The 11471-nt window shown below is 70.7% G+C and carries 15 protein-coding genes; 7 read left to right on the top strand and 8 right to left on the bottom strand.

What is annotated here, in order from left to right; genetic code table 11:
* Positions 1-60: 60 nt before the first annotated feature.
* The 4 genes from EHF32_RS10635 to EHF32_RS10620 are packed head-to-tail and all read left to right on the top strand — an operon-like array spanning position 61 to position 1716.
* Positions 61-630, top strand: coding sequence for an RNA polymerase sigma factor (locus EHF32_RS10635; protein WP_137418151.1), 570 nt, complete (start codon positions 61-63; stop codon positions 628-630).
* A complete protein-coding gene (locus EHF32_RS10630; protein ID WP_137418150.1) occupies positions 627-1223 on the top strand; it encodes an Asp23/Gls24 family envelope stress response protein in 597 nt (198 codons plus the stop codon). Before EHF32_RS10635 ends, EHF32_RS10630 begins: the two co-directional genes overlap by 4 nt.
* Positions 1220-1504 carry a hypothetical protein gene (locus EHF32_RS10625; protein ID WP_137418149.1) on the top strand — a complete coding sequence of 95 codons (285 nt, stop codon included), beginning with the start codon at positions 1220-1222 and terminating at the stop codon, positions 1502-1504. Before EHF32_RS10630 ends, EHF32_RS10625 begins: the two co-directional genes overlap by 4 nt.
* The gene (locus EHF32_RS10620; protein WP_137418148.1) at positions 1501-1716 is read left to right on the top strand and encodes a hypothetical protein; all 216 of its coding nucleotides are present in this window, start codon (positions 1501-1503) and stop codon (positions 1714-1716) included. Before EHF32_RS10625 ends, EHF32_RS10620 begins: the two co-directional genes overlap by 4 nt.
* A gap of 9 nt (positions 1717-1725) precedes the next feature.
* On the opposite strand, the gene EHF32_RS10615 is transcribed toward EHF32_RS10620, so the two are convergent.
* The 3 genes from EHF32_RS10615 to EHF32_RS10605 are packed head-to-tail and all read right to left on the bottom strand — an operon-like array spanning position 1726 to position 3283.
* Positions 1726-2217 (bottom strand): metallophosphoesterase family protein, encoded by a 492-nt coding sequence (locus tag EHF32_RS10615; RefSeq protein ID WP_137418147.1) that lies wholly within the window; start codon positions 2215-2217, stop codon positions 1726-1728.
* Positions 2214-2885: an NUDIX domain-containing protein gene (locus tag EHF32_RS10610; RefSeq protein ID WP_137418146.1), complete on the bottom strand. Its 672-nt coding sequence runs from the start codon at positions 2883-2885 to the stop codon at positions 2214-2216. The genes EHF32_RS10615 and EHF32_RS10610 overlap by 4 nt, the downstream gene beginning before the upstream one ends.
* Positions 2882-3283, bottom strand: coding sequence for a nitroreductase family deazaflavin-dependent oxidoreductase (locus EHF32_RS10605; protein ID WP_137418145.1), 402 nt, complete (start codon positions 3281-3283; stop codon positions 2882-2884). Before EHF32_RS10605 ends, EHF32_RS10610 begins: the two co-directional genes overlap by 4 nt.
* Positions 3284-3388: 105 nt before the next feature.
* On the opposite strand from EHF32_RS10605, the gene EHF32_RS10600 reads away from it, so the two are divergent.
* Genes EHF32_RS10600 through EHF32_RS10590 form a run of 3 tightly spaced genes read left to right on the top strand, consistent with a single transcriptional unit; the run spans position 3389 to position 6579 of the window.
* On the top strand, positions 3389-3892 hold the full coding sequence (locus EHF32_RS10600; protein WP_238343685.1) for a MarR family winged helix-turn-helix transcriptional regulator: 504 nt from the start codon (positions 3389-3391) through the stop codon (positions 3890-3892).
* 49 nt (positions 3893-3941) lie between these two features.
* Entirely contained in the window at positions 3942-5579 is a 1638-nt protein-coding gene (locus tag EHF32_RS10595) for an FAD-dependent oxidoreductase (RefSeq protein ID WP_137418144.1), read from the top strand.
* A gap of 37 nt (positions 5580-5616) precedes the next feature.
* Positions 5617-6579 carry a Gfo/Idh/MocA family protein gene (locus tag EHF32_RS10590; RefSeq protein ID WP_137418143.1) on the top strand — a complete coding sequence of 321 codons (963 nt, stop codon included), beginning with the start codon at positions 5617-5619 and terminating at the stop codon, positions 6577-6579.
* 120 nt (positions 6580-6699) lie between these two features.
* Here the strand turns inward: EHF32_RS10590 and EHF32_RS10585 are convergent, their stop codons facing one another.
* From EHF32_RS10585 to EHF32_RS10565, 5 genes are read right to left on the bottom strand one after another with little or no spacing between them, the layout of a single operon-like run.
* On the bottom strand, positions 6700-7851 hold the full coding sequence (locus tag EHF32_RS10585; RefSeq protein WP_161594092.1) for an MFS transporter: 1152 nt from the start codon (positions 7849-7851) through the stop codon (positions 6700-6702).
* Complete coding sequence (locus tag EHF32_RS10580; RefSeq protein ID WP_137418141.1) at positions 7848-9104, bottom strand: aminotransferase class III-fold pyridoxal phosphate-dependent enzyme; 1257 nt, start codon at positions 9102-9104, stop codon at positions 7848-7850. The genes EHF32_RS10585 and EHF32_RS10580 overlap by 4 nt, the downstream gene beginning before the upstream one ends.
* 2 nt (positions 9105-9106) lie before the next feature.
* Positions 9107-9874, bottom strand: coding sequence for a hypothetical protein (locus EHF32_RS10575; protein WP_137418140.1), 768 nt, complete (start codon positions 9872-9874; stop codon positions 9107-9109).
* Positions 9864-10475: a TetR/AcrR family transcriptional regulator gene (locus EHF32_RS10570; protein ID WP_137418139.1), complete on the bottom strand. Its 612-nt coding sequence runs from the start codon at positions 10473-10475 to the stop codon at positions 9864-9866. The genes EHF32_RS10575 and EHF32_RS10570 overlap by 11 nt, the downstream gene beginning before the upstream one ends.
* Entirely contained in the window at positions 10475-11272 is a 798-nt protein-coding gene (locus EHF32_RS10565; RefSeq protein ID WP_137418138.1) for an SDR family NAD(P)-dependent oxidoreductase, read from the bottom strand. The genes EHF32_RS10570 and EHF32_RS10565 overlap by 1 nt, the downstream gene beginning before the upstream one ends.
* Positions 11273-11471 lie beyond the last annotated feature (199 nt).

Raw genomic sequence — 11471 nt, 5'->3', positions numbered from 1 at the left:
CATGAGGCACCTACCCGCCGGATCGTCACAAAAAAGTTCCGGCGGATTTCGGAGGAGCCGATGGCGGAGCCCGAGACGGGGGCGAGGGACCTCGCAGCGCTGTCCGACCGCATCCTGGTGGAGCGGGCGGTCGATGACGATGTCGCAGCCTTCGCGGAGATCGTCCGTCGGCATAGCCCGCTCATGCGCGCGTACATCGCGCGCATGCTCCGCTCGCAAGCCGACGCCGACGACGTGGTGCAGGACGCCTTCGTCGTCGCGTGGCGGCAGCTGCCGACCCTCCGCGACGGTTCGTCGGTCAAGGCCTGGCTGCTGCGCATCGCGTCGCGCGAAGCGCTGCGGGTCCTGCGCCGTTCGGCGAAGGAGGAGGGGTTCGATGAGTGGGAACCGTCCACACCCGAGAGCACCAGGCCCGAGCACGTCGCCGAACGCAACGCTAGACTCGCGGCACTCTCGGCGGCGTTGGAGAGGCTGCCGGAAGCGCAGCGACGGACCTGGCTGCTCCGGGAAGCCGCGGGTCTCGGCTACTCCGAGATCGCGGAGGAACTGGACGTGCCGGTGAGCACGGTCCGCGGAAACCTCGCCCGCGCCAGAGCGAGCATCATGATCGGGATGGAGGGATGGCGATGACCGCATCGAACGCCTCATCCGACGTCCTCGACTGCGGACGCACGATCCAGGAGCTGAGCGAGTATCTGGAGGCGGGGCGCTCGCCGCGCGACGCCGAGATCGAACAGTGCCCGGAGTGCCTGAACGCCCTCGAGTCCCTCTCCCGCGTCGGAGACCTCTCCCGCGATCTGTTCGCCGCCGACGCGGCCTCGCTTCCCGAGCCGTCGGCGGGATGGTTCGGCGGCATCCTCGATCAGGTCGCGGCCGAGCTGCGGTCCGGACGTGATCTGCCGGTGCGCCACCCCGACCCGAGAGTGCGGATCACCGTCGCCGAGGGGGCGGTGCGCACCCTCCTGCGCTCGGCCGCCGACGAGCTCGACGGCGTGTTCATCGGGCGCACACGCATCATCGGCGACGTTGAGGAGCTCGGCGCCCCGGTGACGATCGACATCACCGCATCCATCGCATGGGATCTCGACGCCCACGCCGTGGCCGACGACGTGCGGCGGCGGGTCGCGGAGGTCGTCGAGCGCCACACCGATCTCGACGTCGCCGCGATCGACGTCACGATCGAGGACATCCACGCCCCCCAGCCACCAAAGGACGTGTCATGAATCTGCCCTCTGCGCCGCGGGATGCGGTGACCGAGCTCGTCCTCACCTCCTCCGGTGTCGCCGCGGTCTTCCCGCCGCGCGTCGCGGACGCGGTGGCCGGCGCACTCGGCTCCATCACCCCGCTCGTGACCGGAGAAGCCGCCTCGGAGCTCGTCCAGGTGCGCATCGCCGCGGACGCGTCGGCGGGTGCGGCCGACACCGGCCGCGAGGTCGCCGATCTGCTGCTCGCCCGCTTCCCGGAGGCGGACCTCATTCGAGTGCAGATCGACCGGATCCAGTGACCGGGTCGGATGGCGTGAAGGAGTACCGCGTCCAGTTCAAGAACTACTGGTCGGAGCGCAACGGCGATGAGGTCACGGAGCGCGTGATGACGCTCGCGGACGCACGGCGCTTCATCGCCGAGCATCCCGAGACCGAATACGTCATCCTGCAGCGGAGTGCAGGTGACCCGCCCTCGATCTGGTCGCTGCTCGCGGAGGAGGAAGAGGGCTGACCGAGCGGGTCAGAGAGTGACGAGTGCCGCCTCGACGCGGGCGTCGTCGATCGTGACCGTCATGCAGGTGTGGTGGGGCTGCCGGCGCCGGTCGGTCGGAGAGCCCGGATTCAGCAGACGCAGGCCCGCGGGCGTGACGGTGTCCCACGGGATATGGCTGTGTCCGAACACGAGCAGATCGGACTCGGGGTACGCCGCATCCATGCGGCGCTCCCGCGAGCGTGCGTCGCCCGTCTCGTGCACCACGCTCATCCGGACGCCCTCGATCCGACGGTGCGCGACCAGCGGAAGCCGGGCGCGCAGGTCCGCCCCGTCGTTGTTGCCGTAGACGCCCACGACCTCGCCGTGCCGCGCGAGATCGTCCAGGACATCCGCGACGACCCAGTCTCCGGCGTGCACGATCAGATCGGCGTCGTCGGCGAGGCGGCGCACCGCATCCGGGAGCGTTCGCGCTCGCGGCGGGATGTGGGTGTCCGAGATCAGCAGCAGCCGCGTCGTCACGAACGGGCCGCCGCGAACGGTCCGCGCAACGCCGCCCACTGCAGGAGCATGATCGTCTTCGCGTCGATGATGTCGACACCGATGCGCGCGAGCGCGTCGTCGACATCGAGCTCGAGCACCTCGATGTCCTCGCCCTCGTCGGCCAGTCCCGCCCGCGCGCCCGACACGACGTCGCCGCGACGGTACGGCGCGGCGAAGAAGTGCAGCCGCTCGGTCACCGAGCCGGGGCTCATGTAGACGTCGAAGACGTGCTCCACCTCGCCGACCGGGCGCCCGGTCTCCTCCTCGGCCTCACGCCGGATGGCCGCCTCGGGAGCGTCGTCGTCGAGCAGGCCCGCCGCCGCCTCGATCAGCATGCCGTCGGGATGCCGGTTGACGTAGACCGGGTAGCGGAACTGACGTGTCAGCAGCACGGAGCGTGCCTCGGCGTCGTAGAGAAGGATGCACGCTCCGTCGCCGCGGTCGTACGTCTCGCGGTGCTCGGTGGTCCAGGTGCCGTCCGAATGCTGGAAGTCGAAGGTCGTCGTGCGCGTCACGAACCAGTTCGAGGTGAGCACGCGGACCTCGCGCACCCGCACCCTGGGGTTGCCGTCCAGGTCGCGCCCTGCGAGGTCGAGGCCCGTGCGTCCACGCGCATCGGGGATGTCGACTCCGGGCTGACCCGTCATCGGCGTTCCAGACGGACGACCGGGATGGTGCGCGTCGTGCGTCGCTCGTAGTCGCCGAAACCGGGGCTCGCTTCGAGGAAGCGTCGCCATGCCGCATCCCGTTCGGAGGGGTCGAGCACGCGGGCCGTCACGTGCACGTCGCCCGACGGCGTCTCGATCGTCACGTCGGGGTGTGCGCGGAGATTGTGGAACCAGGCCGGGTTGTCCTCGGCCCCCGCCTTGGATGCGGCGATCAGCCACGCGTCGGCGCCGTCCGGCAGCGTCATGAGCGGGGCGATGCGCTCAAGGCCGCTGCGGGCGCCGATGTGGTGCAGCAGGATGAGGGCGTCGCCGAAGTTCTCCACCCGGCCGCCGTTTCGTCGGAACTCGGCGATCACGTGGTCGTTGTACGCGGTCATGCGTGTGCTCCGTCCGCCGGTGGGTTCGCCCCCTCGATCCTCGCACTCCCCGCGAGAGATGGAGGATGCCGTCTGCGAGCCGCCTGCGCACGCTACCGTCGTCGTGTGAGCGATGACCGTCGAGACGACGAGGTCGATCTGCTGATCGACGCGTGGGGCAGACGCCTGCCCGATGTCGACCTCACTCCTCTCGACGTCATGTCGAGGCTGCGTCGTGCGGCGATCCGGCTCGACCGACTGCGTGCTGCGGCGTTCGCGACGGCGGGTCTGGCGTCCTGGGAGTTCGACGTGCTCGCGGCGCTGCGCCGCGCCGATCCTCCGCACCGACTGAGCCCCGCGCAGCTGATCGAACGGACGATGATCACGAGCGCGACGATGTCGCATCGGCTGGCGAACCTCTCGACGCGAGGACTCGTGGTGCGAAAGCGCAATCCCTCGGACGGACGCAGCGTCTACATCCTGCTGACCGAGGAGGGCATCAGGGTGGTCGATGCGGCCATGACGGAGCTCGTGCGGCGGGAGGCGGAGGCTCTGGCGGGGTCGGATCGCGCCGACATCACCGCCCTCACGAGGGCCTTGCGCCCGCTCATGGGCCCCGAACGCGGGTGACGCGCCCGTCGAGTTGTGGCGGAGCCGACCGACGAGGACAATCCCGCGTATGAGCCACGAGACCGTCGCCGTGCCGACTCGTCCCTCCGACCTGACCGACGCGCAGTGGGAGCGGCTGTGCGCGTACGGCACCGCAGAGGAGGTGGCCGCCGGGGACTACGTGTTCCGCTCCGGCGACCACGACTACGACATGATCCTCGTCGACACCGCCGAGATCGAGATCATGCGCGACGGTCTGGGCTGGGTCGACGAGGTCGTGCTCACACGCATGGGTGCGCGCACGTTCGCGGGTGAGCTGAGCCTGCTGAACGGGCAGGGCGCCTTCCTCTCCGCCCGTGTCGCCGAGCCCGGCCGCATCCTGCGGGTGCCGCGCGCGCAGCTGCGTCGGTTGATGGCGGAGGACGACGAGCTCTGCGACCTGATCCTGCACGCCCTGTGGGACCGCCGGGAATCGTTGCGAACCGGCCCCGCCGCCCTCACGCTCAAGTTCGTCGGGCTCCGGGGATCGCGTGAGTTCCTCGCCCTCGACCGCTTCGCCGAGCGGCTCGACCTCGTGCACACCGCCGTCGAGGTGGATCCCGACGACATGGGCGTGCACGCCGATCACGGCGTGCGGATCGAGGACCTGCCGATCGCCTACCTGCAGGGGGAGCCGGTCCCGCGTGCGACGCCCGGCATCGTCGCCGACCGGCTGGGACTGAGCTATCAGGCCGAGACGGATGCGGCCGTCGACCTCGTCGTGATCGGCGGCGGGCCCGCGGGTCTCGCCGCGGCGATCTACGGCGCATCGGAGGGGTTGAACACGGTGCTCCTCGATGCCGTGGCGCCCGGTGGCCAGGCCGCCGCGACCTCTCGTATCGAGAACTTCCTCGGCTTCCCGTTCGGCGTCAGCGGAGGCCAGCTCATCGGCCAGGCGACGCTGCAGGCGCTCAAGTTCGGGGTGCGGGTCTACGCCCCCTGCGAGGCCGTCGCGATCGCCGAGGTCCCCGAGGGACTCGAGGTCACCCTCGCCGACGGCCGCCTCATCCGCACCCGCACCGCCATCGTCACCTCGGGTGCCGCCTACCGCCGCCTGAACATCGAGGGGTGGTCGCGGTTCGAAGGCTCGAGCATCTACTACGCGGCGACGCCTCTCGAACTGCATCAGGTCGCGGGTGCGCCCTCCGTCGTCGTCGGCGGCGCGAACTCTGCGGGACAAGCCGCCCTCTATCTCTCCGGCAACGGCTGTCCCGTGCACCTCGTGGTGCGCGGGACGGACCTGCGCCAGCGCATGTCGAGCTACCTCGTGGACCGGCTGCTGGAGAGCCCCGGGGTCCGCATCCACACGGCCGCCAACGTGACGGCGTTGGACGGCGACGGCGTCCTCGAGAGCGTACGCATCGACACCGTCGGCGATGTCGACGCCCGTGGGCTGTTCTGCTTCATCGGGGCCGAGCCCGCCACATCCTGGCTCGGAACGCTCGACCGAGACGACCACGGGTTCTTGCGCACCGGCACCGACGTCACCGTGCAGTCGATCTCCCGCTGGCAGCAGCTGGGACGCGAGCCGCTGCCGTTCGAGACCTCGCTGCCCCGGCTCTTCGCCGCCGGCGACGTACGGCGCGGATCCATGAAGCGGGTGGCAGCGGCAGTCGGTGAGGGATCCAGCGCTGTCGCGTCCGTTCACCGGGCGCTCGCGCTCGCGTGAGCACCGTCGCCCACGCGGCCCCGCCTACGCTAGTGCGATGATCAACGTCGCCACGATCGGCTCCAGCATCATCACCGAGGCTTTCGCCCGCGCCGTCGCCCAGGTCGACGGCATCGCGCTGCACACGGCGACCTCTCGCGACGCGGACCGCGCCGTCGAGATCGCCCGGCGCATCGGTGCGCCGCACGCTGCATCCGATCTGGACGCGGTGCTGGCCGATCCGGAGATCGACGCGGTGTACGTCGGCTCGCCCAACTCGGTTCATGCCGAGCAGATCCGCGCGGCGCTCGCCGCCGGCAGGCACGTCTTCGTCGAGAAGCCAGCCGTCGACTCCGAGCAGGAGTGGATCGCGCTCACCCGGGAGGCGACGCAGCGCGGGCTCGTCCTCATGGAGGGGATGCGGCTGGCCTACGACCCTGGCATCGGTGTCGTGCGCGACCTGCTCCCGACGCTGGGCGTCCTACGGCGCGCGTCGCTGCACTACGGCAAGCGGTCCTCGCGCTACGACGACGTGCTGGCGGGGCGGCGGGTCAACATCTTCGACCCCGCGATGGGTGGCGGTGCCCTCGCGGATCTCGGCGTCTACAGCGTGCACGCGGCCATGCTGCTGTTCGGCCGCCCCGACACGGTGCAGGCGCTGGATGTGCCGATCGCGAGCGGCGCAGACGGTGCCGGCGTTGCGCTGCTCGGCTACCCGGGTCTCGTGGTGGACGTCTCATACTCGAAGATCACGAACGCCGGGCGTCCGAGCGAGATCGAGGGGGAACAGGCCACCGTCTCGATCGACGATCTCGTCAGCCCGCGCCGCGTGGTGCGTCACGCCGTCGACGGCGATCGCGAGGCCGTGGAGATCCCCGAGGAGCGTCACTCGCTGCGCGGCGAGGTGGAGCGTTTCGTAGCCCTCGTCGAGGCGGGAGGGACCGCCGCGGCCGAGGATCAGGAGCGCACGCGCCTCACGCTGGAGACGATGGCCCGCATCCGCGCCGCCCTCGCCCGCTGAGCCTTCCGCCCGCGCGCCGCTTCTCTGTTCCCCTGTCACAGATCGCGCCTCCGGCGTCGATCTGTGACAGGGGAACAGCGCACCTCCAGGCTCGCCTGGCTGAGAACGGGGGCGGCGAGGTCAGTGGCGGCGGAGAGTGCGCAGCAGCGGCGATAGTGCGGCCAGGATGACGGCAGGCACGAGGAATGCGGGGCCGAGCGACGGCCCTGCGGCGATGAGTCCGAGCGCGACCGCTCCGGCGACGGCGCCCGCGTAGTTGAAGAGGTTCACGCGTGCGATCACCTCGTCGCTGCGTTCCGGAAGCAGCTCGCCGGCACGGCTGAACGCGATCGGCACGAGCGCCCCCGATGCCACGCCCATCGCCGCGAAGCCGAGGATCGCCGTCGGCACGAACGGCGCCGCCGCCACCAGCACGGCGCCGGCCACGGCCACGATGACCGCCGCGACACCCAGCCGCATCCGTCCGATCCGTCGCACGAGCGGGTCCGTGCCCAGTCGCGCCGCCAGCATCGCGACGAGGTACGCCCCGTAGCCGAGGGGCGTGACGCCCGGGTCGGCCCGGAGCCCGTCGGTGAGGTAGATCGTGCTCCAGCTCGCGACCGCGGAGTCCACTACGAACGCCGCGAACACGATCGCGCCCACCGCCCAGATCGCTCGGCGCGGCAGGGCCGGGCGGGATGCGGCCGTGTCGTCGACCTCGTGCGCCGCGCGCGTGGGATCGAAGGCCCCGAGGCCCCATCCGGCGATCGCGATCTGCGCCGCCGCTGCGATGACCAGGGTGAGACCCGCGGGAGCGCCGGTGGCCAGCACCGCCGCCGTGACCCCGGTGGCGACGATCGCCGCGCCCGTGTACCCGGCGTACAGCCGGCCGAACACCGGGCGCTCGTGGTGGCGCTGCAGCAGCGAGCCCTGCATGTTCGACGACGCGTCGACCGCGCCGAGGCCCACGCCGTAGAGCACGATCGCGACGATCAGAACGGGAAGGGATGCGGTGAAGCTGACGAACAGGAGTCCCACCGCCTGGGCGGCGAGCCCGGAGGTGAGGGCGAGCCTGCTGCCCGCCCGCACGGCGATCACGTCGGCGAGCACGGATCCGAGAGCGGCGGCGAGGCAGGTCGCGAGCAGCAGTATCGACACCGCGTCGTCGCCGATGTCGACACGATCCTTGATCGTCGGCAGAGCGGTGACGATCGTCGCGTAGCCGAGGCCCTGCGCGGCGTAGGCGGCTCCGACAGCCGCTCCACGCGTGCGCAGTGCCGGCAGCGCCGTCATGCCTCGATCGCGCGGAACGCCTCGTCGGCGATCTCGAGCGTCCGGGTGATGTCGGCGCTCGTGAGGGCCGCGTTGATGAAGTGGTTGTGGTGGGAGCTGAAGAACGCTCCGCGCTGTACGCATTCGGCGATCCACCGCTGGTGGAGCATGAGCGACTCGTCGTCGGCGAGGCGCAGATAGAACAGGGCCGGCTCGCCGGAGGCGACGAGCGTTCGGCCGTGCGACGCGGCGACCTCGGTGAGCCCGGTCGTCAGCGTGGTGCCGAGCTCGCGGAACAGGGCGGGGCCGTCGATCGCCTTGAGCTTCTCGATCGTCGCGATGCCGGCGGCGAAAGGCACGGCGCTCATCCAGTAGCTGCCGGTGTAGGTGATGCTCGACACCGCCTCGCGCAGGCTGTCCTTCCCGCACAGCGCCGACATGTTGTAACCGTTCGCGATGGCCTTGCAGAAGCAGATGAGGTCCGCCTCGAAGCCGTAGAAGTGGTCGCTGCCGGCGAGGTCCAGGCGCCAGCCGGCACGGACGTCGTCGACGATCAGCACGACGCCGTGCTCGTCGCAGAGCCGCCGCACCGCCTGCCAGTAGCCCTGGGCGGGGAGGGCGTTGTCGAAGAAGTTGCCGTGCTTGTACGGCTGGGCGATGAGTGCGGCGATCTCACCGCGATGCTCGGTGAACACCCGCCGCATGGCCTCGATGTCGTTCCACGGCACCTCGATGTTGCCCTGCACATCGGTGTCGAGCACGCCGGGGTAGTCGAGCTTCTGCGTCCAGGGTGCGACGCCGTGGTAGTACCCCTCGATGAAGACGATGCGCCGACGACCCGTCGCGGCGCGGGCGGTCATGATGGCCAGCGTCGTCGTGTCGCCGCCGTTCTTCGCGAAGAACGCCCAATCGGCGCTCGCGACGGTGTCCACCAGCAGCTCCGCCAGGTCGATCATCGTGGTCGAGGGAAGGGAGACCACGTCCTCCTTGCGTGCCTGCGCCTGGGCGGCGGCGGCCACATCCGCGTCGCCGTAGCCGAGCACGTTCGGCCCGTAGCCGCACATGTAGTCGATGTACTCGTTGCCGTCGACGTCCCAGAACCGGGTGCCCTCGGCACGTTCGGAGAACAGCGGGTATGCCGATCGGGGAATGAAACAGCCTTCGGAGGGGCCGAGGTGCCCGGGAACGCCGCCGGGGATGACTTTCACGGCCCGGGCGAACGCCTCGTTGCTCTTCGTGTAGCTGTAGACGGGGGTCAGGGTGGGGGTGCTCATGATCACGCTCCGAGGTAGGCGCCGACGCGGTCGAGGATGCGGCTGGTGTTGTCGACGAGGGGGATGAAGCCGCGCATGGCGAGCCTGCCGTCGCAGACGCAGGCCAGCGCGCTGTCGCGGCCGCTGATCACGCCGCCGGCGACGTCGAGGTCCGCGAAGCGGAGGGCGGCGCGCGGCGGGTCCGAGAGTTCGTCATCGAGGCGGATGCGGTGATTCTTGACCTCGAGCCGGTAGCGCAGCTCGTCGCCGATCTCGAGGTCGAGATCACCGTCGGGCATGTGCGCCGCGGAGAAACGCCCGCTCGTGTCCTCGTTGCCGACGACCGCGATCGCGCGCGCCGCGACCTCGAGTGTCAGCAGCGTGCTGCGGCGGCGGAACTCCGCATCCGCGAGGCGCTCGTCATCGGGTTTCAGGTAGACCCCGAGCAGGTCGGTGAGCGGGGTGAACACGCGCGTCAGGAAGCGGATGCCGGCGGGGCCGGCGATCGGGATGGGCTGCGCCGTGCCGGCGATGACGGCGTTGAGGTGATCGACGGAACGGAACATCAGCGTCGGTCCTCGGCCCTCGGAGACCGGGGCGATGCCGTCAGGGGCGAAGCGGTATCGCGTCACGGGGATCCCCGGCGCGACGAGCGACAGCGTCGTCGGCGCGGGGAGGGTCCCGAGGATCCGTCCGGCCTCGGGCACCAGCTCGACCAGGCGGGGAAGTGCCCCCAGCACGGCTCGCGCGTTGGTGAGCGCGAGCACACGCGCATCGGTCTCAGTCAGCATCGGTGGTCTCCTTCACGGGGGTGGCGTAGGCGGCGAAGGCATCGGCGAGCAGACGGATGTGGCGGCGTGCCGCATCCGAGTCGCGCGTGCTGAGCCACGAGAGGGTGAGTCCGTCCAGGCAGCTCGCCAGCGACCACGCGAGCTCGTCGAGCGGGCGTGTCCAGGCGATGTCGGCGAGCTCGGCGGCGTAGGAGAGGCTGGCGCGCGCCGCGGCGCGATAGGTCGCCCACTGACCCCTCACCGCATCCGGATCGTGCCGCATCGCATGCGTGGCGACGTCGAGCAGGGTCATCTCGCGCTGCGGTTCCGACTCGAGGAGTCGCAGATAGGCATCCAGCCCTCGCGCCAGCACCTCGGCGCACGTCGCGTCGGTGTCGGCATCCATCCACGCCGCGAGGCGCTCCTGCTCCGTGATGTGCTCGACGATCGCGGCGATCAGGTCGTCGCGCGAGGCGAACACGTAGTGGAACGCCCCCAGCGGCATGTCTGCCTCGGCGACGATCGCGCGCGTGGTGGCCGCGGCCAGTCCCTCGCGGCCGATGACCCGCACGGCCGCGTCGAGCAGTTCGCTGCGACGCTCCTCGAAGGAGAGCCGGCGCATCAAGCGCCCCGTCCCGCGCGCTCGGTCGCGGTGCGTCCGACCCTGAGCGTGAGCCGGCGCGGAGCGAGCTTCGCGCCGAAGGACTGGATGCGGTTGCCCCAGCCGACCGTGACGACGGGTCCGCGGCGAGCGTCGAGGGCAGCGAACGTCGCGTCGAGCACCTCGCCGATCGTGCCGACGCGTCCCACCTTGAACTGCTCGGAACCCGACGCCTCGAAGAACTCCGTCGCCGTCGGGCCCGGGCACACGGCGAGCACCCGCATCCGGGACCCGCGGTTCTCCTCCCAGATCGACGCGGTGAGCGAGGTGAGAAACGCCTTGCACGCGCCGTACACGGCGAGATTCGGGGTGGGCTGGTGGCCGGCGATGCTGGAGATCATGAGGAGGATGCCGCCGTCGGCGGCGAGGAGGTCGGGCAGCAGCAGCCGGGTGAGCAACGTGGGGGCGGTCACGTCGACCGCGATCTCCTGTGCGATCCGCGCGGGGTCCTCACCGGCGAAGGCTCCGGCGGTACCGAACCCGGCGCAGTTCACCAGCACCTCGGCCGTCAGCGAGCGCTCCGCGAGCTCGGCCGCGATCCGGCCGGGAGCGGCGGGGTCGGTGAGGTCCGCGGGAATGACGTCGACCTGCCGGCCATGCTGCGCGCGTACTGCGGCGGCGAGCTCCTCGAGTCGATCCGCCCGGCGGGCGACGAGCACGAGGTCGTGGCCGCGGGCGGCGAAACGCTTCGCGTATCCGCGTCCGAGCCCCGAACTCGCACCGGTCACGACCGCCACGGGTCGCCGCGTTTCCTGCATGAGCGCCTCCTTCGTCCCTGCTCCGTCGCAGTTGGACGTTTGACCAAGTTGGTTCATGAAACCGTACGCACCCCGCGCGGAGCAAGCATTCGCCGCGATTCGCAGGTGCGGGAAACGCCGCCGTAATCTGTGGCACGCTCACTCGACCGCCGTCACGCGCGGGCGATGTGCGTTGCGCAGGAAGGTGTGCGTTCATCAG

This window comes from Microbacterium sp. RG1, from assembly GCF_005347485.1.
In the GTDB taxonomy this organism is placed as follows: Bacteria; Actinomycetota; Actinomycetes; order Actinomycetales; family Microbacteriaceae; genus Microbacterium; species Microbacterium binotii_A.
The sequence above is the reverse complement of the archived record's forward strand: the minus strand, read 5'-3'. Positions and strand labels throughout refer to the sequence as shown.

Bases quoted from the DNA above. Each gene is read 5' to 3' on its own strand.
- EHF32_RS10635 (WP_137418151.1), top strand. From the start codon at position 61: ATGGCGGAGCCCGAGACGGGGGCGAGGGACCTCGCAGCGCTGTCCGAC.
- EHF32_RS10630 (WP_137418150.1), top strand. From the start codon at position 627: ATGACCGCATCGAACGCCTCATCCGACGTCCTCGACTGCGGACGCACG.
- EHF32_RS10625 (WP_137418149.1), top strand. From the start codon at position 1,220: ATGAATCTGCCCTCTGCGCCGCGGGATGCGGTGACCGAGCTCGTCCTC.
- EHF32_RS10610 (WP_137418146.1), bottom strand. From the start codon at position 2,885: ATGACGGGTCAGCCCGGAGTCGACATCCCCGATGCGCGTGGACGCACG.
- EHF32_RS10605 (WP_137418145.1), bottom strand. From the start codon at position 3,283: ATGACCGCGTACAACGACCACGTGATCGCCGAGTTCCGACGAAACGGC.
- EHF32_RS10595 (WP_137418144.1), top strand. From the start codon at position 3,942: ATGAGCCACGAGACCGTCGCCGTGCCGACTCGTCCCTCCGACCTGACC.
- EHF32_RS10590 (WP_137418143.1), top strand. From the start codon at position 5,617: ATGATCAACGTCGCCACGATCGGCTCCAGCATCATCACCGAGGCTTTC.
- EHF32_RS10585 (WP_161594092.1), bottom strand. From the start codon at position 7,851: ATGACGGCGCTGCCGGCACTGCGCACGCGTGGAGCGGCTGTCGGAGCC.
- EHF32_RS10580 (WP_137418141.1), bottom strand. From the start codon at position 9,104: ATGAGCACCCCCACCCTGACCCCCGTCTACAGCTACACGAAGAGCAAC.
- EHF32_RS10575 (WP_137418140.1), bottom strand. From the start codon at position 9,874: ATGCTGACTGAGACCGATGCGCGTGTGCTCGCGCTCACCAACGCGCGA.
- EHF32_RS10570 (WP_137418139.1), bottom strand. From the start codon at position 10,475: ATGCGCCGGCTCTCCTTCGAGGAGCGTCGCAGCGAACTGCTCGACGCG.
- EHF32_RS10565 (WP_137418138.1), bottom strand. From the start codon at position 11,272: ATGCAGGAAACGCGGCGACCCGTGGCGGTCGTGACCGGTGCGAGTTCG.